Raw genomic sequence first — 20,043 nt, forward strand, 5'->3', positions numbered from 1 at the left:
AGGTTATTAAGTTGTTGTGGATATTTCCCCACTTTGTTTAATTTCTTTAACTGCTATAATCAATAAGCATTTTTTATCTTACAAAGTTAAGTAAATCTAATATGTTACCAATATCAGAAATAGCAGAAAAACTAGCAATTAATCAAAATTATTTAGATTATTATGGAAAACACATAGCTAAATTAAAGCTGTCTTTGTTGGCAGATAAAGAAAAAAACAAGGATGGCAAAATAATTTTAGTTACAGCAATGACTCCAACTAAACAAGGAGAAGGTAAGACAGTTGTTTCTATAGGTTTAGCACAGGCAATAGCAAAACTAGGCAAACATTCAATTGTTACTTTACGCGAGCCTTCTCTAGGGCCTTTATTTGGAATAAAGGGAGGTGCAACAGGTGGAGGAAAGTCACAAGTTCTTCCAAATGAAAAGATTAACTTACACTTTACAGGTGATTTTCACGCTATAACTTCGGCTCATAATTTAATATCAGCTAGTCTTGATTCACATATCTATCATGGAAATAACTTAAATATAGATATAAATAACTGTTTTTGGCCTCGCGCCCTTGATATGAACGACCGAGTATTACGACATATCATTGTAGGCTTAGGCGGTAGTGCAAACGGTATTCCTAGAGAAAGCGGTTTTGTTATCACTGCTGCATCAGAAATAATGGCTATTTTAGCTCTAGCTAATTCACAAGCAGACCTTCGTAATAGATTAAATGAAATTGTTCTAGCTTTAGACTTAAATGGAAAGGCTGTAACAGTCGCTCAACTAGGCATTACAGGTGCATTAATGGTCTTACTAAATGATGCAATTTTACCTAATCTAGTACAAACTTCTGAAAATACTCCTGCAATTATTCATGCTGGCCCTTTTGCTAATATTGCTCATGGAACTAGCAGTATTTTAGCTCAAAAAATGGCATTAAAACTTGCAGATTATGTTGTTAATGAATGTGGTTTTGCTGCTGATTTAGGGGCTGAAAAATACTTAAATATTGTAATGAGACAGTCTGACTTAAAACCTTCAGCAGCAGTTTTAGTTGTTACAGCTAAAGCAGTTCTAGCTCAAGATAACCAAAATAATCAAAACACTAACACCTATGAAACAGAAGGGTTTAGCAATTTAACTAAACATATAGAAAACTTAAGGAAATTTAATTTATCAGTAGTAGTAGCAGTTAATCGATTTCCTGATGATAAAGAATCAGAGCTAAATAAATTAATAGAATTTTGTCAAGAAATAAAAATTCCTGTTTCTATAGTAAATGTTTTTAATCAAGGTGGAGAAGGTGCTTTAGATTTAGCAAGTAAAGTTATTGATGCAGCTAGCAAAACAGATTTAAGTAAAATTAATAGTTTATACCCTAGTGAACTTAGCTTATTTGAAAAAATTCAGATAATTGCTAAAGAAATTTATGGTGCTAGCAATGTAGAATTAACTACTATTGCTAGTAAAAAGCTTAAAAAATTTGCTGAATTAGGTTTTAGTAATTTACCTATTTGTATTGCTAAAACACAATATTCTTTGTCTGATAATGCTAAATTATTTGGTGCGCCAAAGGGTTGGATATTAAATATAACAGATGCTCAATTATCGGCTGGAGCAGGCTTTGTTGTGGCTATAGCAGGAAATATGATGTTAATGCCAGGGCTACCAAAGTTATCTCAAGCAACAAAAATGGATGTAACTGATGAAGGGCAAATAATTTTTTAATTGCGGAAAAATTTGCATCTAGTTGCAAATCACTACGTTATACTTACAGCACTCAGCTAAAAAAATCAAAAATTATAAAGGAAAGATCTTTATGCAACGATTTAGGAGAATAAGAGTTTTTTCTCTGTTACTTCTATTAGTGCTATTTGTTAGCGTAACAAAAGCTCAAGAAGTAGACATAAAAAACCTTAACCAATCCATTCCAATGAATCCAAAGGTAAAAATTGGAACATTGCCTAATGGATTAAAATATTATATTCAGAAAAATGCTAAACCAGAAAAACGTGTTGAAATTCGCTTAGTTGTTAATGCTGGCTCTTTACAAGAAGATGACGATCAGCTAGGAATTGCTCATTTTGTTGAACATATGTGCTTTAATGGTACAAAAAACTTTAAGAAAAACGAGCTTGTAAATTATTTACAATCTGTTGGAGTAAAGTTTGGCGCACACCTTAACGCCTATACTTCTTTTGATGAAACGGTTTATATCCTTCCAATTCCGTCAGATAAACAAGATATTTTAGATAAAGGTTTTCAAATTTTAGAAGACTGGGCCCACAATGTTAGTTTTGAAGGCGAAGAAATTGACAAAGAACGTGGTGTAGTTATTGAAGAGTGGCGTACCGGACTAGGCGCACAACAAAGAATTAGGGATAAAACTTTCCCTGTTATTTTTAAGGGTTCTCGTTATGCCGAAAGATTACCTATAGGTAAAGTTGAGATTTTACAAAACTTTAAACACGATGCTGCAAGACGTTTTTACCGTGATTGGTATCGTCCAGATTTAATGGCTGTTATGGTTGTAGGCGATATTGACCCAGTAGAAATGGAAGCCAAAATTAAGGAACATTTTAGCCGTTTAGTACCTGTAGAAAAACCAAGAGAAAGAAAAAATGCTGAAATCCCAGACCACAAAGAAACCTTAGTTGTTACTGCTACAGATAAAGAAGCTAATTTTACCCAAATGCAAATTATCTTTAAGCAACCTGCTGAAAGAACTTTAACTTATGCTGATGCTCGCCGAGATTTACTTTATCAATTGTTTTCAGGAATGCTTAACCTTCGTTTAAGAGAAATTTCCCAAAAAGCTGACCCACCTTATAACTTTGCTTCTGCTGGTTATGGTGGGTTTTTACGTACAAAAAATGCTTATACCCTTTTTAGTTCTACTAGTGAGAAAAAAGTAGAATTAGCACTAAAAACCATTTTGGCAGAAAACAAACGTGTTATTGATAATGGTTTTACTAGTGGAGAACTAGAAAACTATAAAAAACAATTACTTAACTTCTATGAGTCAGACTATAACGACCGAGATAAAACCGAATCAAGCCGTTATATTGGTGGTTATGTACAAAGCTTTTTATCTGGTGATCCTAGTTCAAGTATAGAGTGGGATTATGAATTTGTTAGCAAAGTATTACCTACTATTAAAGTAGAAGAAATTAATCCATTGATTAAAAAATGGGTTAAAGATGAAAATTTAGTTATTGCTATAACTGGCCCAGAAAAAGATGAGTTAAAAGCTGTAACAGAAGGCAATATTCGCAATTTACTAAAAGAAGCATCTGAACTAAAAACCGAGGCTTATGCTTTCAAAGAAATAGCACAACCTTTAATGGCTAGCACACCAACAGCAGGCAAAGTTACTAAAGAAACAAATATAGAAGCATTAGGAGCAACAGAATTTGTTCTTTCTAATGGTATAAAAGTAGCTATTAAATCTACTGACTTTAAGAATGATGAAATAAGAATGTCAGCCTTTAGCTTTGGAGGCTCTTCTTTAGTAGAAGAAGCAGATGATTTTTCTGCTCAATTTGCTTCACAAATTGTTAATAGCTCAGGGCTTGCTAATTTTTCACCCATTGATTTACAAAAAGTCCTTAGTGGAAAAAACGTTTTTGTAGCACCTTACATTAACCGAAATAGCGAAGGGTTTTTTGGTAGCAGTTCCCCTAAAGACTTTGAAACCATGCTCCAACTCACAAATTTATACTTTACAGCCCCTCGTAAGAGCAAAGAAGACTTTGATTCTTTAATGGTTAAATTTAAGACCATATTGGCTAATCTTTTTGCTAACCCAGAAAGCTTTTATTCTCGTCAGCTAGGTGTATTATTAGCTCAAGATAATGCTCGTGCCAAAGCACTTGCAGGTTTTGGCCCAGATGACCTAGAAAAAATTAATCTTGATAGTGTCTATAAAATCTACCAAGATAGATTTGCTGATGCTAGCGATTTTAATTTTATTTTTGTTGGTAATATTGATGCTAAAACAGCTAAACCTTTACTAGAAACTTACCTTGGAAGTTTACCTGCTAAAAATCGCACTGAGTCCTATAAAGATTTAGGTGTCCGACCACCAAAAGGGGTCATTGAGAAAGAAATCAAAAAAGGTAAAGATCCTAAGAGTATAGTAACAATGATTTTTGCTAATGACCTAGCAGATAAAAAAGATGAAAGATTTATTCGCTCTCTAGCTCAAGGTTTAAGTATTAAGTTAATTGAAAACCTGCGGGAAGAAAAAGGTGGAGTTTATGGTACTAGCGCAAATGCTGGTATTGAAAAATATCCTCATCCTAGTGCTTCAATCTCAATTAGGTTTACTTGTTCCCCTGATAATGTTCAAAAGCTTGTAAATGCCGCTTATGAAGAAATCAAAAAAGTCCAAGAAAATGGCTTTAGTGCTGAAGACCTAAATAAGATTAAAGAAGCTCAAAGAAGAGACTTAGAAAGAAACCAAAAGGAAAATTTCTATTGGGTTAATTTGCTACAATCTGTTTATCAAGATAAAGAAGATCCTCAAGAATTAACTCAAGCGAATTTTAGTAAAAAAATCGAAGAATTATCTAGCGAAAAGCTTAAAGAAATTGCTCAAAAGTATATGAAGCTAGATAACCGAGTTATTTTTACCATGAACCCAGAACAATAATTTACACTGTACTTAATACAGCGTAAACTAAGTAATCTGAAATTTTTATTTCTTAAAGCTCCAACGGGGCGAAAGATATGTGGTCTAGGGTTGAAACCCTAGGTATAATAATCAGGCATTCCCAAAAGCCCCAACGGGGCGGGCATAGTTTTTTAATGTTAAGAAAAGACTATGTCACCCCGTTGGGGCTTAAGATTAAAATATCAGTAAATTTAGTTTACAGAGTATTAATTGCAGCGTAAACAAAGTAACTTAATATTTTTAATTCTTAAGCCTTGAAAGGGCGTTTTTAAGATTAAAGGAAAAGAGCAATTGCAAAGTAACAAAGGTCTTGCAATCGCTTCCAACCAATTCAAAGAGTTTGCTAACCATAATCACTATACACGTAGTTAATTCCTGCATAACTTTTATACCTATTTAAAGATAACGAAAGTCACTTTTATTTTCAAACAATAGGCCAAATTACTTGACAAATTTTTCTCCTCTAGGCATCATTTGATTTCTTTGTGGAAAATGAAAGTGATTTTCATTTTACTCCAAAAAAATCATAAAATCTTAATAATAAAAAACTTACTTCATATAAAATGAGGAGCTAGCAATTATGGTTAGTCGGTATTTAGCAAGATTAATAACAAATCTTCTATGTATAATTTTAATTCCTGCAATGGTTTATGCTGTACAACAAGAAGCTAAATTAAAAGGTAAGCTTGTTGATCCTTCAGGTAGTCCAATTACAGAAGCTACTTTAATTTTATCAACTGCAAAAGGAACACAAGTTGCGCAAACAACAGTAAATAGTGATGGGACATTTGAATTAGGAGTATTAACGGGAAACTATGTTTTACAAGTTGATGCTAAGGGATGGTCACAACAGCGTTTAGCTGTAAACTTAAATGATAATCCTGAAGTTGATCTTAATGTCCAAGTTTCTGCCTCACCTGTTGAAGATCAAGTTACAGTAACAGCTAGTGCAGGTGAAGCATTAGAAATTTTTGAGTACCCAAGAGCAATTTCTACAGCTTCAGCAGAAGAAATGCGCCGTCGTCCAGTTGCTATGTTGCCACAAGCTTTAAGAGAAGAACCAGGAATACACGTCCAACAAACCACAGCTAGCCAAGGTTCAGTCTTTATGCGTGGTTTAACAGGTCAACGTAGTTGCTTTAGTTGACGGTGTTCGCTATAACAATGCAACTTTCCGACCTGGCCCAACTCAATATTTAGCTAATGTTCCCTTGCAAACTGCTGGAACAGTAGAACTAGTACGCGGGCCAGCCTCAGTTCAATATGGTAGTGATGGATTAGGCGGAACAATTAATGTTTTAGCTGAATCACCGTTTTTTGCTCGTCAAGGAACAGAAATTCATGGTCAATTTGGACTACAATTTGGATCAGCCGATGTTAGCGGTGGGCCAAGCTTTAAGGTAGGAATCGGTAATCAAAAATTTAATCTTACTACTGCCGGGTTTTTTAGTAGAATAAATGACTTAAGAGCAGGCGGAGGAATTGACTCTCACTCTGCTGTAACTAGATTTTTAGGCATTTCTTCTAAAGTTTTAGGCGATAGACTTCAAGACACAGGTTTTACTCAATATGGTGGTGAGGCTAGACTGTCTATTAAACCCACACTAGACCAACAAATTACAGCAGTTTACCTAAGAAATGATTTGCAAAATACCCGACGTTATGACCAATTAAATGGTGGAAATGGGAATTTAATCCAAGGTTTTGACCCACAAACATTTGATTTCTTTTACACTCGTTATCAAAAACAAGCTGTAGGATTTTTTGATACTATAACAGGAACATTTTCTCTTAATCGTCAACGTGATGATCGCCAATCTCAAGGTGGAAATGGTGATCCAAGAGGCACAATAACTTCAGAATTTAATAAAACAGACGCTTTTGGTTATAACTTAGTAGCGTCTACTCACACAGGCAAAAATAATATAATCATACTTGGTGCAGATCTTTATGATGAATATGTTGACTCAGTTGCTTTTACAACAAGTCCTGTAACAGGTAATTCAGCGGTTGCTCGTGGGCGTTTTCCAAATGATGCTCGTTATAAAACCTTTGGTTTTTATGCTGAGGATACTTTTGACCTTATCCCTAGAAAATTGCGGTTAATTGGCGGTATTCGTTATGGTGCTACTCAATTTAAGACTCGTGCTAAAGATGATCCAATTATTAATAATCGTCCTGTAGGGCTAGATGTTTCTACTCGTCAAGATGATGTTACTTTTAATATTGGAGTATCAGTTAATCCCCGTCCTTGGCTTTCACTCTATACAAATATTAATCGTGGTTTTCGCACTCCTAATGTCAATGATCTAGGCGGTGTGGGAATTACTTCAAATGGATTTAGTGTTACTGCTGCACAAGCAGCCGAAGTTGGCGCAGAAGTAGGTAGCGGTGCAGGTGCAACAGCCCGTACAACAGGCGTTAGAGTTTCTAGCCTTTCTCCAGAAACAGTTATGAACTATGAGGGCGGCTTTAAGATTAAAACTGATAAAGTTGAAGCTTCTTTTGGTGGGTTTGTATCTGATTTAGAAGATGTAACAGTTGTACGAGCTTTAGTTGTGTCTGGAAATGCTATTGGTAAAACTATTGCTGGTCAAACCATTGTTTCTCAATCCTCTACAGGTGTGATTTTTGTTGCAGGTTCTTCACAACCTGTTATTGCTCGTGTTAACGGTGGAGAAGTAAGATTTTCAGGCATTGAAGCTTCAACTAGAGTAAAACTTAATCAGGATTTTTCTATACAAGCTAATGGTTTTTACTTGCGTAGTAGAGATAAAAACCCTATTCCTCTAGCAGCACCTCCAGCCGGAGTAGTTTTGATTCAAAAAGCAACTGATGCACCTGATTTTGAAGGAGGATTGCCTCCTTCAGGTGGATTTTTAAGTGTTAAATATCAGCCTGCTGGCAAACGTTATTGGGTGGAAATGTATTCAACACTAGCAGGTAAACAAGATCGTCTTTCCTCAACAGATCTTAATGATCAGCGTCAAGGAGCTACTCGTAGCCGTGCCAATATTGCTACTTTCTTTAATAATGGTGCTAGAGCGCGTGGTTTAGTTGGAGCCGGTGCTGATGGTCGTATGGGAACAGCAGATGATGTTTTAATTGCTACAGGTGAAACTTTAACTCAAGTTCAAAACCGGGTTCTAGGTGGTAGCAATATTATGAGTGCGCCATTTTTCTTAACTACACCAGGTTATGCTACGCTTAATTTCCGCGCAGGTTTTAGAGTAAATGAAAATTCTGAGTTTATTTTTATCCTAGAAAATGTTTTAGATAAAAATTATCGTGTTCACGGTTCAGGAACAGATAACCCAGGTGTAAATTTTGCTACTCGTTATCAGTTTCGTTTCTAGTCAGCTAGTAATAAGCTAAAAATACAAAATAACCCTCATTGCCCAGTGTAATGAGGGTTTTAGCTTTTTAAGAATGTCCAAAAATTAAAAACTTTGTTTAAACTAGTTGACAAAAATGTCTCAATTAGTATCAAATTAGAAAATCAACAATCTTAACAGATCAATTTATCAAATAAATACATTAAAACAAGGAGACAGTAAAATACTAAGTGTTAGACATTATTGTCTAATAAGAGTTAATCCCATGAAAAACGCGAAAGTAAAAAAACTACCTGCTGAAAATAAAATAGAAATAAAACCTATTGAAAGTGAAAATCTTACAAAACTATTAGAAGAAACTAGAAAAAGACTAGGCTTAGCTGCAACAGATATGGCTGTTTTGTTAAACACTACAGATCGTAGCTATAGACGCTGGGAAAGTGGAGAAAGCGACCCTAGCGGCCAGGCTATTGCTAAAATCTATGTTCTAAGAAGTCATTATCCAGAATACTTTAAGGATGATAACAGAATAGAGAGAGGTAATTTTAATGGTGATTGGAAAAGAGAGTTGGCTGTTGAATTAGGTAAACAGCAACAAACATTAGTAAAAGAATTAGCTGAAACCTTACTACAAAATCAAAGTAAGCCACAGGAAAACAAGGAAAATAAAGAAAATAAAGTTTTAGAACAAAATAAAACTTTAGAACAAAATAAAGTTTTAGAACAAAATAGACTCCAAGAACAAAATCAAAAACTCCCACAGCCACAATATCAAAACCTTATTAAAGCACAATACCAAATAGAAGCTAATCTTAAGGGCAAGTTTGCAGATGTTAATGAGATGGATAAAATGTGGCAACGAGTTAATAAACTAGAAAAAAGACTTGTTTTTCTAGAAGAAAAATGTGATATCCTTACCAACCACCACAATATGAAAATACTTATCGACGTGGAAGATAAGAGCCTCTAAAAATAATAGTTTAATTTTATCGAAGGGAATTTTATGTCAAGCACATTTGATTTTTGGGACAAAGTTGTCTTTGTTGCTGGTGGAACTAGCGGTATTAATTTAGGAATTGCTCATGCTTTTGCCCAAGCAGGAGCAAAATTATCAGTTATTTCTCGCTCTCAAGATAAGGTTAATGCAGCGGTTGAAACATTAAAAAGCTATGGTAATCAAGCTATTGGTTTTGCTACAGATGTTCGAGATTATGCAAAAACACTGGAAACACTAAAACAAACTCATGAGCAACTAGGCTTAATAGATATATTAATTTCTGGTGCTGCTGGCAATTTTCCTGCTCCAGCAATGGGAATGTCCCCAAATGGCTTTAAGTCTGTAATAGATATTGATGTAATGGGAACTTTTCATGTTTTACATTCTGCATTTGAATATTTAAGAAAGCCAGGTGCCTGTGTAATCAATATTTCAGCCCCACAGTCTTATAATCCAATGGAATTTCAAATGCATGTTTGTGCTGCTAAAGCTGGTGTAGATATGATAACTCGTGTTGCAGCAATGGAATGGGGAGCAATGGGAATAAGAGTAAATTCTATTTCTCCAGGGCCAATTGATGATACTGAAGGAATGAATAGATTAGCTAAAACAAAACAAATGCGCGAACTTGTAATAGATTCAGTTCCTTTAGCTCGTTTTGGTACTAAAGAAGACATTGCTAATGCCTGTCTTTGGCTTGCAAGTCCAATGGCATCCTATGTAACTGGGGTAGTATTGCCAGTTGATGGTGGCTGGAGTTTGGGCGGCACAAGCGTTTCTAGTGCTGGAATGAAAAAAATGTTTGGGTTTTAACCTGCTTTTTAACTTTTCCAAAATTATTTCTATATTAAGAGGAAGAGATTTCTCTTCCTCAAGGAAATATCCTACAAAAATCTCCTAAAAATTTTTCCAGGTTTATTGTCGTCTTATCAAAAAATAAATCGCCTTACTTAATGAAAGCAATAAAAGCTAATAGAAAATAAGTCTAACTGGGCTTAAAAATATTAGTAGAAAGATAGCGTGTGTTACTTAGGAATTATTAAATCTATTAGGAGGGAAAATGCCAACTTGTCAAGTTTATGGAAATAAGCCAGATACAGGGCCGGGTCAATTATCTGCTCAATCAGCAATGGATGATGTTAATCAAGCACATGCTGCTTGGGCTGTAACAATGAATTGGACGGCTGATAAAACTACTTACACTTCTAATGCTGCTGGTGTTACAGGCGATGATTTAGAACAAGCCTTTAGTCCACATTTCCAAGGTTACCATGTAGTTGGATCTGATTAACTTTTTGCTATGGAGTATTTTATGGGAGTAGTAACTAAATTAAATTTTGTTAATTTCTCACATGATTTTAACAACAGTAAAATAGTAATTTTTCAAAAAAATGTTGCTACCAGTTATGATGAATTAGCAGTAGCTTGGAAGACAATTGAAAACTGTGGTGTAGGTAGCACACATCCTTTTGATTATCCCTGGGATGTAACAGTAAATGCTATAGATAGCTATGGTAATCACACTCGTAAGCTTTTAGCTAGCCCAGGACAAGCTTTTGAAGTCAAACTTAGTCATTCTGGTTATGTTATAAGACCGTCTCACGCTCCAGCAGCAAACTCGCAAGAAATAGAAGTCTTAAATACCTTAGCACGAGGTAGCATTAATGTTGGAGTTTATCGTAATAACAAATTGTTAGCTATGAAGAATAATGTTGTACCAAAAGAAAAAGCTGTATTTCAGTTTGAACCAACCCTTTGGATTGGTATTGCTTCAGAAGTCCAGCTAGGAGGAAAAATGAATTCTGCTGTGCTTTCTTGTATTAATACAGAAATCTGTTTATTAGGTATTGCTGAAGCAGATATTGAAATGAGAGGCGGCGGAGCAGGTATTTCTTCTCATCCATATAGCTTTATTCTAACTAATGTACACTACTTATAGTAGTTCAAATATACACTACTTATAGTAGTTAGAGATCTACAAATATCTATTACTAGTTTAATAAACTAGCAACTTAAATATTTTAAGTTTTCAGTTAGAAACTCAAGAGTTATTTAAGCTCTTAAGAGGAAACTTTTGTCGCTATTTTTAAGCATTACCAAATAATTTGGATAGCCAAAAATCTATTTCTTTGTTTAGCAAAGATTAAAATTAAAGTGAGGTATTTTTTATGGGAACAGTCGTCAAATTAAACTTTATCAATAATTCAAATGATTCAAATAACAGCCAAATTGTTATTTTCCAAAAAAATGTATCTACTGGTTATGATGAATTAGCAGTAGCTTGGACTGTAATTCAAAACTGTGGTGTAGGTGATAATCATCCATTTAGTTATCCTTTAGATATGAAAGTTAGTGCAAGTGATAGTTATGGTAATTTTACCCCACAACTACTTGCTTACCCTGGTCAAGCTTTTGAAGTTGTTTTAGATCGTTCAGGAGACATTTTACAACTAGCTGATACTCCTTCTGCTAGTGTTAAAGATGTTGAAGTACGTAATAGTTTAACTCAAGGCAGCATAAACGCTTGTGTTTACCGCGATGGAAAAATACTAGCAACAAAAACTAATGTCGTGCCTTTAGAAAAAGCAGTATTTCAATTTAAGCCTACAATTTGGATTGGAGTTGCAGCAGAAATAGAAGAAGGTGAAGTAATGAATTCAGCTATTCTTTCTACTATAAACACAGAAATTTCTCTCTTAGGTGTTGCCTCAGCAGACATTGTTATGACTGGTGGCGGTGCTGGTTCTACTTCAAAACCTTATACCTTTAAGCTTATGAATGTACGTAACTTATAAAGCAAGTAAACAAAATTTGGGAAGGTTAGGTATTAATAATATGATGCCTAACCTTTTATATCACTTACTAAATTGCTAAATAGAAGTCTAAATTATTATAAATCAATTAGTTATGCTTAGTTAAAAAGATAAGAAGTTGTGAGGGTGTCTTGATATTAGATACACAATTAAAAATAATTAATTTATCTGATAGTCCTAGACCACAAAACATAATTTTATTCAAAAAAATTGTGCTTCAGGTCAACAAGATAACTCTGTTATTGCCTTGTATGTAATTAATCAATTAGGTTATGACCATAACTGTGAAATAAATTTTTCTCATAAATTATTTGCTTCCGTTAGTGATTATTATGGCAACCATAAACCACAAATTAAAATCCGGCCAGGCTATTTATATAAAATAGTCCAGGACACTAAACAAACAAAATTTATTGAGTCTGGTTTAGGTACTCATCCTTTAGAAATACAAGTAGAAAACACATTAAATCAAGGGGCTTATAACGTTAATATTTTTCGTAGTGACAAGCTTCTTAGTCGTCATCCTTCGCTAATACCACAGGAAAAAACATTTTTCCAATTTAAGTATATTCTTTGGGTTGGGATTTTGCCGAAAGTTCAAGAAGGCGAAATACTTCTTTTATCAGATATAGAATTAAACACTAGGTTCCAACAATTTTATTTAATAGGTGTAAAAAAAGCCGAGCTAATACTAGCTGGAGGGGGTTTTGGCCCGGAAAGTAAACCATTTAGTTTTCATTTAATAAATGTAGAAATGTTTTAGGAGGTAATTAAAATGGCGGATTATGTATATGCAATTATTTACGACAGTACAGGAAATTTTGCTGCTTTTACAAAAAATGCTAGCGGCTATTTTTTCTCTGATGGAAATAGTAGTGGAAATATTGTTACAGCAGGCCAACCATTAAATGGAGGGGGGAAATTTGCTTTCCCTGGAGGGGCATTAAATACAAATGAAGACACTACAGCAGGAGCAATTAGAGAGTTTAAGGAAGAAACAAATTATGATTTAACTAACAATTATACAGATACATTTTTTGAAAAATATCTAACTGCTAGTGCTACATATTATGGGGTGTATTTTAAGGTTGCTAGTTTATCTACAATAATTTCGACTATCACGGCAAATTTATTACAAGGTAGTCAAGCTATGGCAGATGTTCAAAGTGGCAAAATTACAGCTTATGCAGATATTTTTACAGCTTATCCTAACTGCCCGCCAGATAATGAGTTAGCTACAGTTGCAAGCTGGAATCTAGTTAATGATGAAATCAAGATCCAAGCCTTAAATGATGATACAGATACAGACTGGTTTTATGACATTTTAGATTATTTGTATGATAGAGAATTTCATACTAGTTAACATAACTTAAATATTTATAAGTGTTTAAGGAGCAGTATGCAATTTGATATAAATAGTTTTTGGACACAATATAAAAAATATTTTTCAAATCCAACAGATGATGAACTTTATCATTTACCATTTATTCTTAACCTTGCATCACAGGATAAAAATATTGATGGTGTCTATCAATTAGCTTATATGTTGGCTACAGCAATGTGGGAAACAGGACAATTTAAGTATTTAGATGAACAGGGTAGCGAGAAATATTTTTCAAAATATCAAAATAAAATAGGCAATACTCAAACCGGTGATGCACAACGCTATCGCGGACGTGGCTATGTTCAATTAACAGGGCGAGCTAATTATAAAACGGCTACAGAAAAGCTTAATTTGCCAGGCGTTAATTTTGAAGATAGCCCATTTTTAGCAGCAGACCCTAAATATGCCTATCAGATAATGGTAAGAGGATGTTTAGAAGGTTGGTTTACAGGTCGCAAACTTTCAGATTATGTTACGGTTGATGGAAGTAAACGCGATTATAAAAATGCTCGCAATGTAATTAATCCAGGTGAGCTAAAAGAGGAAAACGCTCCGGGTGTAGAAAATACAACACTTTGGGCCGGTTACTTTGAGTTAATTTTACAAAATTCTATTGCAGAAGAAGCATTGCCAGAAATTCCCCCAGAATATATTGAAGATGCTTCAGAAAATACAAAATCTTCTGTTCCTAAACTAGTAGTGCAACCAACTGCCCAGATTCCAGCTACACAAGCTGCTTTTAGTTCACCAATAGCCGCTTATGTTGATAAAGCAAAAGAGGTTCTGCCAGCTTCTATTACTACAATAAAGAGATTTGGAGCAATGCTAATTGGATGTCTCAGTAGTATTTCAATGAGTGTTGCAGCTTTTATTAAATCAGAGCCTGTTATTAGCGAAATAGTCATAGGAACAGCCTTAGTTTGTTTAATTTGGCTAATTTCTTTCTATATTTATACTGAACATGTTTTGGATTCTAAGCGAATGCAAGCAACTGCTAGCCCAACAAAAAATAGTGTTAAGTAAAAAATTATTTTTATTTAATACAGTGTAACTTAAATACTCTGATATTTTTATCTAAAGCCCCAGCGGGGCGACATATTTGTAGCGTAGGGTTTCAACCCTACGTATGATAATGCGGGGCAATAGAGTCACGAATGTGACGACATAATTAACCTATTGTATTTGTTAGATTTATTATGTCGTCGCTACGCGACTTTAATTATGTATGATCACTATACCTAGGGCTTACGCCCTAAGCTATATATCTATCGCCCCGTTGGGGCTTAAGATTCAAAAATATAACATTTCTTAGTTTACGCTGTAATTACTTTGCTTTATGGAAATTTTATGAAAGGTCTGGATACTAATAGAAATTGTACAGATTTAGCCAGTTGCTTAAAGCAGAGTGGGATAGATTTTGTTGCTCGTTATTATAGTCGTACTACTAAAAATGCTGATAAACATCTGACTTTAGCCGAAGCACAAGCCCTAAGCCAAGCAGGGCTTTATTTAGTGACAGTCTATGAAGATAGCCCAACTAGCAAAGATTATTTCTCTAGTGATCGTGGCAAAAGTGATGGGAAAAGTGCTTATGCTTATGCACAAGATATAAATCAACCTAGAGATTCAGCCATTTATTTTGCTGTTGACTATGACGCTACAATGGCAGACATAGAAGGCCCAATCATACAATATTTTAATGGTGTATATGATGGGCTTAAAGACTCAGCTAATGCTAAACCAATTTATAAAATTGGGGTTTATGGTTCAGGTGCCACTTGTGATTATCTGCGTAAAAACTTAAGTTTTGTTGAATTTTCCTGGCTTTCCTGCTCTACAGGTTGGTTAAATTCAAAAACTTATAGTAATTGGAATATTAAACAATCCCTTGCCACTACTTCTTTATGTGGACTAGATAAAACAGCATGGGATAGCAACGAATCACAAAGCAATTTTGGACAATTTACTTTACAACCTGCTCAACTAACCAACAATTTACCTACCAATCAACCAAATCAAATTCCAATAACAAATACAGGTTTCTTAAATGCTTCTACAGGTACGCTAAACCGCTTACTGCTAACTCAAACAGGTGTTGTTGGCAGCATTGTTGCTACTGTTGGAGCATTTATCAAAGCTGAACCTGTTGTTAGTGCTGTAATAATTATAATTGCACTGCTGGGAATAACTTGGTTAATCTCATTTTATATCTATTTGGAATACTCATTAGACTGCCAAAGAATTGATATTGCAGCAGATCCAAATAAGCATAATGTTACATAATCATAATCTTTAATCAAAAATTAATTAAATAAAATTTACTATTATCTACATAATTGTATAACTGTAGTTGCTTTTCTCTAGTTGATAAGTTAAATTCTACGACTACACACGATTGATTTAGGAATAGTTATGTCTGCGCCTTTACCTGGGGAAGTAACTCAATTATTAAAACGTTGGAGTGATGGAGACAAGACAGCATTAGAATCAATAATGCTTGTACTCTACGATGATTTGCGTAAGCTAGCTAGTAGGTATCTAAAAAACGAGCGTAAAGATCACACTTTACAGCCTACAGCCTTAGTCCATGAATCTTTTTTAAGGCTAGTCAAAGAACAAGATATTAATTGGGAAAGTCGAGCGCATTTTTTAGCTGTTGCTGCACAAATAATGCGACATATTTTGGTAGATTATGCTCGCAGTCGCAAGGCTGACAAACATGGTGGTCAAATGACTAGACTAGTTTTTGATGAAAGCTTTGATAAACCAGCAGAAGAGGATTTTGACCTAATAAAGCTAGACGACGCTTTAATTTATTTAGCAAAACTTAACCCAACACATAGCCAAATTGTAGAAATGCGATTTTTTGGCGGTATGACAATAGATGAAATTGCTACTGTAGTGGGAGTTTCTTCACGTACAGTTGATCGTAGTTGGTTGATGGCAAAAACTTGGCTTTACCAAGAATTAACAAAATAAGGGGTATGCTTTATGTTTAGTCTTGTTGATGTTGAAAGTGTTGAAACGGTTGAAAATATTGTTCCATTTAATGGAGTAATTATTAAAGTTAGCGGCGGTGGGTGTTTGTTAAATATTACTGGAAACCCTATTTTGGGCTATGATGTGACATTAGGGTTAGTTTCTCCACCAACTACACCTTTGTCATTGCCAAAAATAAAAGCTAGTAGATATAGTTTAGATGGTAAATTAATATCTGAAACACCTTTGGCATTAACAGCATTTGCTGGTTTTGCTGATGAAAATAAAGGCTTACCTACAAAAAACGATACATTAAAAAATGATCCTGGGGAGTCTGTTAAATCTCGATTAGCAAGTTTTCGTTATTTTCCTAATTTTTCTACTTTGTATAAAACACCTAGTTTAGGCTTTAATGGAGATCTTTTTATTAATTGGGAAAAAATACCTTATAAAATTGAATTTCAAGCTAGAGGCGTATTTTCCACTTATAATTTAGCCACTACGCAAGGTTTAATAAATGTAAAATTTTCTAGTGAAGAAGCCACCAAACCCTTAAATTTTGGTAATGTAGGAAGCAATATTGCTTTTCTAGTTGAATTTGTATCCCCTACACAATCAATAGTTTATACAGATAAGAAAAAAATATTATATTCAACAGACTTTCTTTCTAATGTCTATACATTGATAGAAATAGAAAGCTGTTTTGGTGAAGCAGATCCATTAAGTTTCTACTATGACGATATTATTTGGTATACCCCTAGTGGAGCTACTGAACCTACTCCAATTAGGGAATCAGGTATTTATCCAATAATATCTGGCAGTATGGAAGAAACTGACAATGTTTATTGTTCACCATTAGTAACATCAGGCAAGCGCCCTTAAAAATAACCAAAAGAGTTAGTTTGTACAATCTAATAGGTTTAGAACTAAATTTTCTACTAATTCTTTTTCTTTTGGATTGTCATTAATAACAACAGAATTTAGAAGCGAGATTAGATCTAAGTTATTTTTTGCTAATTCTTGAAAATACTGACTAGCTAAAGCCTTATTACGTAAAGCAGCAGGCTCGCATTTAATTAATAGCCAGGTTAAATTAGTTAATTCTAAATTAGAGATTTGTTTATTTGTTATTGTTAATTGATATTTTTGTAAAATATGTTGTGTAATAAGAGTTGCTTCTGCAATGTCTTTATTACTAACTAAAAACTTTGTTAATTGGTTAAAAGTGTCTAAGAAATTTGTTTGGAAATAAATATTATCTGGGCTTTTATCAACTAGTTTTTGGTATAAATCAAAAGATGTTATTAGATGTTCTTTAGCATCATTATTTTTATCTGTAGCTACATAGTTAAGGGCTAATAATTTATGTGTATAAGCTAAGTAACTTTGGTAGTTACTATTATTTGGATCATTTGTAAATAGTTCTTGATAAATATTTTTAGCTTGTTGACAAAATGTTATTGAATGATCAAAAAGTTGTTTCTCTAGCTTTATATCAGCCATTATCCGATAAGCATTAGCTTGTAAAAATAAATATTGTTTATTTTCAGAATCACTTTTTGCTAATTTTTCAAATATAGAAATAGCTTCTTCTAATAAAGAAATATCATCTAAATCCCCTATTTGCAATAAAATGGAAGAATTTTGTAAATAGCATCCTGCTAATTCACTTTGTAAAAACGGGTTTTCAGGCTCATTTTCTAAGGACTTTTTAGCTGTTTCTGTAATTAACTGATTATAATATAAACATTTTTCTAATAACTTTTTACTGACATTTATTTGGCCTATTCTTTTATTAATTAAATCATAAATATTTTGATAAATTAGAATAAATCTGGCGTGAATAGTAGCTAGTCCGCGATGATATTTTTGATTATCAGGTTCTTGTTTTACTAGATTGGTGCGAATTGATAATGTTTTACAATAAAGCACCATAGCATTAACAAAATCTCCGCGAGTAGCTAAATTATCTCCAATTTTTGTATAACAACTAGCTAAAGAATAAAGATACTCTAAATTACCTATATTTTTACGGACAATTTTTTCCCGAATAGCTAAAGCTTTTTGAAAATATTTCATTGCCATATTAATATCACCTGTCCTATCTAAAGCTTCTCCAACCCTTTCTAAAGAGTTTGACAAATCTATTTCTAGTTGAGGATTATTAGGGGCAATTTGGGCTAAATCTTCAAAAATTTTTAATGATTTCTGATAACTAATTAATGCTGCTGAGGTATTACCTAAATTAATTCTAAAGGGGCGGCCTTGAATATCTCCTACTCGTTGGTAAGCTAGGGCTAACTCTCTTTGTAGCTCTAAATCTGTGTTTTGTAAACTGTTAAGCCCATCTAAATAATTTAATGCTTCGCTAATCATTTGCTGGCGCAGTGCAGTAGCTCCAGGTAGTTTTTCTAGCTCATCATTATACTTAAACATTAGAGCATTACTTAAACTACGAATATCTTTTGCTCGCTGACTAGCTAATTCACTTTGAGCTTTTAATAACTGGCCTTGAGCCTCAGCTTTAATTTTTTCTTGTTGTGCTTTTTTTGCTTGCCAAAGAGTTGTTGTTATTCCAGCAAAAATTAAAAAAATAATTAAAATGCTAGTGACTAAATATCTAAAATTACGCCCAATAAATTTACTAGCACGATACTTAAAAGTATCTTTACGAGCAATAACAGGAAAACCGTTTAAGTAGCGTTGGATATCTTGAGCAAATTCTGAAACGGACTTATAACGTCGCTCAGATTCTTTTCTTAAAGCCATTAGCAAAATATTATCTAAATCACCCATTAAGGTTTTAACTAGCTGTTGCTCTTCTTTTTTGCTTAATTTTTTATTTTCTGTAACTGCAATGCTAGGTTTTAATGGGATTTGCTCACAAATTACTTTTTCAATTGCCTTAAAGGAATTATCTTTAATTTGATAAGGTAAATTATTGGTAAGTAGCTTATATAGCAATATACCTAAGGCATATATATCAACTGAAACTGTAGTTGGCTTGCCTAAAATTTGCTCTGGACTAGCATAGGCAGGAGTCATAAGCCTAGAACCTGTTTTAGTAACATCAACATTTATATCATTATGTTTAATAATTTTAGCAATACCAAAATCTAGTAGTTTTGGTGTTGCATTGCTTGTTACTAAAATGTTGCTAGGTTTTAAGTCACGATGCACGACTAAATGTAGATGTGCATATTCGACGGCTTCACAAACTTTAAGGAAAAGTTTTAAGCGTTCTATAACATTTAATTTTTGATTTTGACAATATTGGTCAATTGCTTGACCATCAACAAGTTCCATTACTAAATAAGGTAAATTATCATTAGTTTTACCATTATCTAATAAGCGTGCAATAAATGGATGCTCCAAATTAGCCATTATTTGGTATTCCATATTAAAACGCTCTTGAATAGTTAAAATATTGGTTGAGAGTATTTTAATTGCTACGCTCTTGCTATCTGGTGCATCACTTCGTATAGCTTCAAAGACAACTCCCATTCCTCCTTCGCCTATTTTGCTTTTGATTATGTATTTATCTACTTTTTGACCTATAAAATCTTTTAGCTTTTTAGCTTCTTTAGCTTCTTTTTTTTCTGGGCTTTCAGTAAGTGTTGCTAAATCAAGTTTGGCTATAGGTTTTTCTAAAAATGCTTTAGCAGGAGAATTATTTTTTATTAGTAACTCTACTTCTTTTAATAACTCAGTATCATTTGCACAAACTTGAGACAAAAAATCAGGGCGTTCTGCACTTGAACAATCTAGCGCAGCTAAAAAAACTTCTGTAAGTTTGTTATATCGATTTTGAGCATCAAGCATTTTTTCGCTTAACATATTCTTAGCAAATAGACTTATAGCCCAATA

The 20,043-nt window shown here is 33.7% G+C and carries 16 protein-coding genes; 15 read left to right on the forward strand and 1 reads right to left on the reverse strand.

Features of this window, described 5'->3' with window-relative positions:
• Positions 1-101 precede the first annotated feature (101 nt).
• The 15 genes from IPK14_23215 to IPK14_23285 all read left to right on the forward strand — a co-directional run bounded on the left by IPK14_23215 (position 102) and on the right by IPK14_23285 (position 17,058).
• Positions 102-1,721, forward strand: coding sequence for a formate--tetrahydrofolate ligase (locus IPK14_23215; GenBank protein ID MBK7996180.1), 1,620 nt, complete (start codon positions 102-104; stop codon positions 1,719-1,721).
• 91 nt (positions 1,722-1,812) lie between these two features.
• Positions 1,813-4,647: an insulinase family protein gene (locus IPK14_23220; GenBank protein MBK7996181.1), complete on the forward strand. Its 2,835-nt coding sequence runs from the start codon at positions 1,813-1,815 to the stop codon at positions 4,645-4,647.
• A 601-nt stretch (positions 4,648-5,248) separates the two neighbouring features.
• Complete coding sequence (locus IPK14_23225) at positions 5,249-5,815, forward strand: carboxypeptidase regulatory-like domain-containing protein (GenBank protein MBK7996182.1); 567 nt, start codon at positions 5,249-5,251, stop codon at positions 5,813-5,815.
• Between the two features lie 64 nt (positions 5,816-5,879).
• Positions 5,880-8,024 (forward strand): TonB-dependent receptor, encoded by a 2,145-nt coding sequence (locus IPK14_23230; GenBank protein MBK7996183.1) that lies wholly within the window; start codon positions 5,880-5,882, stop codon positions 8,022-8,024.
• Between the two features lie 244 nt (positions 8,025-8,268).
• The gene (locus IPK14_23235) at positions 8,269-8,973 is read left to right on the forward strand and encodes a helix-turn-helix domain-containing protein (GenBank protein MBK7996184.1); all 705 of its coding nucleotides are present in this window, start codon (positions 8,269-8,271) and stop codon (positions 8,971-8,973) included.
• A 33-nt stretch (positions 8,974-9,006) separates the two neighbouring features.
• Positions 9,007-9,813, forward strand: coding sequence for an SDR family oxidoreductase (locus IPK14_23240; protein ID MBK7996185.1), 807 nt, complete (start codon positions 9,007-9,009; stop codon positions 9,811-9,813).
• Positions 9,814-10,060: 247 nt separating this feature from the next.
• Positions 10,061-10,291: a hypothetical protein gene (locus tag IPK14_23245; protein MBK7996186.1), complete on the forward strand. Its 231-nt coding sequence runs from the start codon at positions 10,061-10,063 to the stop codon at positions 10,289-10,291.
• 21 nt (positions 10,292-10,312) lie between these two features.
• Positions 10,313-10,939, forward strand: a complete 627-nt coding sequence (locus tag IPK14_23250) for a hypothetical protein (GenBank protein ID MBK7996187.1) — start codon at positions 10,313-10,315, stop codon at positions 10,937-10,939.
• Positions 10,940-11,168: 229 nt separating this feature from the next.
• A complete protein-coding gene (locus tag IPK14_23255) occupies positions 11,169-11,795 on the forward strand; it encodes a hypothetical protein (protein ID MBK7996188.1) in 627 nt (208 codons plus the stop codon).
• A gap of 265 nt (positions 11,796-12,060) precedes the next feature.
• Entirely contained in the window at positions 12,061-12,576 is a 516-nt protein-coding gene (locus tag IPK14_23260) for a hypothetical protein (protein ID MBK7996189.1), read from the forward strand.
• A 12-nt stretch (positions 12,577-12,588) separates the two neighbouring features.
• Positions 12,589-13,176, forward strand: a complete 588-nt coding sequence (locus IPK14_23265) for an NUDIX hydrolase (protein ID MBK7996190.1) — start codon at positions 12,589-12,591, stop codon at positions 13,174-13,176.
• A gap of 36 nt (positions 13,177-13,212) precedes the next feature.
• Entirely contained in the window at positions 13,213-14,220 is a 1,008-nt protein-coding gene (locus IPK14_23270; GenBank protein MBK7996191.1) for a hypothetical protein, read from the forward strand.
• A 324-nt stretch (positions 14,221-14,544) separates the two neighbouring features.
• Positions 14,545-15,480, forward strand: a complete 936-nt coding sequence (locus IPK14_23275; GenBank protein ID MBK7996192.1) for a DUF1906 domain-containing protein — start codon at positions 14,545-14,547, stop codon at positions 15,478-15,480.
• A gap of 129 nt (positions 15,481-15,609) precedes the next feature.
• Positions 15,610-16,176, forward strand: a complete 567-nt coding sequence (locus tag IPK14_23280; protein ID MBK7996193.1) for a sigma-70 family RNA polymerase sigma factor — start codon at positions 15,610-15,612, stop codon at positions 16,174-16,176.
• A 12-nt stretch (positions 16,177-16,188) separates the two neighbouring features.
• Positions 16,189-17,058: a hypothetical protein gene (locus tag IPK14_23285; GenBank protein ID MBK7996194.1), complete on the forward strand. Its 870-nt coding sequence runs from the start codon at positions 16,189-16,191 to the stop codon at positions 17,056-17,058.
• Between the two features lie 15 nt (positions 17,059-17,073).
• Here the strand turns inward: IPK14_23285 and IPK14_23290 are convergent, their stop codons facing one another.
• Positions 17,074-20,013, reverse strand: a complete 2,940-nt coding sequence (locus tag IPK14_23290; protein ID MBK7996195.1) for a serine/threonine protein kinase — start codon at positions 20,011-20,013, stop codon at positions 17,074-17,076.
• Positions 20,014-20,043: the final 30 nt, after the last annotated feature.

It is taken from the genome of Blastocatellia bacterium (assembly GCA_016713405.1).
Taxonomy (GTDB): Bacteria; Acidobacteriota; Blastocatellia; order Chloracidobacteriales; family JADJPF01; genus JADJPF01.

Coding starts and splice junctions, on each gene's coding strand:
- IPK14_23285 (MBK7996194.1), top strand. CDS start 16,189: ATGTTTAGTCTTGTTGATGTTGAAAGTGTTGAAACGGTTGAAAATATT.
- IPK14_23235 (MBK7996184.1), top strand. CDS start 8,269: ATGAAAAACGCGAAAGTAAAAAAACTACCTGCTGAAAATAAAATAGAA.
- IPK14_23245 (MBK7996186.1), top strand. CDS start 10,061: ATGCCAACTTGTCAAGTTTATGGAAATAAGCCAGATACAGGGCCGGGT.
- IPK14_23255 (MBK7996188.1), top strand. CDS start 11,169: ATGGGAACAGTCGTCAAATTAAACTTTATCAATAATTCAAATGATTCA.
- IPK14_23290 (MBK7996195.1), bottom strand. CDS start 20,013: ATGTTAAGCGAAAAAATGCTTGATGCTCAAAATCGATATAACAAACTT.
- IPK14_23215 (MBK7996180.1), top strand. CDS start 102: ATGTTACCAATATCAGAAATAGCAGAAAAACTAGCAATTAATCAAAAT.
- IPK14_23240 (MBK7996185.1), top strand. CDS start 9,007: ATGTCAAGCACATTTGATTTTTGGGACAAAGTTGTCTTTGTTGCTGGT.
- IPK14_23275 (MBK7996192.1), top strand. CDS start 14,545: ATGAAAGGTCTGGATACTAATAGAAATTGTACAGATTTAGCCAGTTGC.
- IPK14_23280 (MBK7996193.1), top strand. CDS start 15,610: ATGTCTGCGCCTTTACCTGGGGAAGTAACTCAATTATTAAAACGTTGG.
- IPK14_23270 (MBK7996191.1), top strand. CDS start 13,213: ATGCAATTTGATATAAATAGTTTTTGGACACAATATAAAAAATATTTT.
- IPK14_23250 (MBK7996187.1), top strand. CDS start 10,313: ATGGGAGTAGTAACTAAATTAAATTTTGTTAATTTCTCACATGATTTT.
- IPK14_23225 (MBK7996182.1), top strand. CDS start 5,249: ATGGTTAGTCGGTATTTAGCAAGATTAATAACAAATCTTCTATGTATA.
- IPK14_23265 (MBK7996190.1), top strand. CDS start 12,589: ATGGCGGATTATGTATATGCAATTATTTACGACAGTACAGGAAATTTT.
- IPK14_23220 (MBK7996181.1), top strand. CDS start 1,813: ATGCAACGATTTAGGAGAATAAGAGTTTTTTCTCTGTTACTTCTATTA.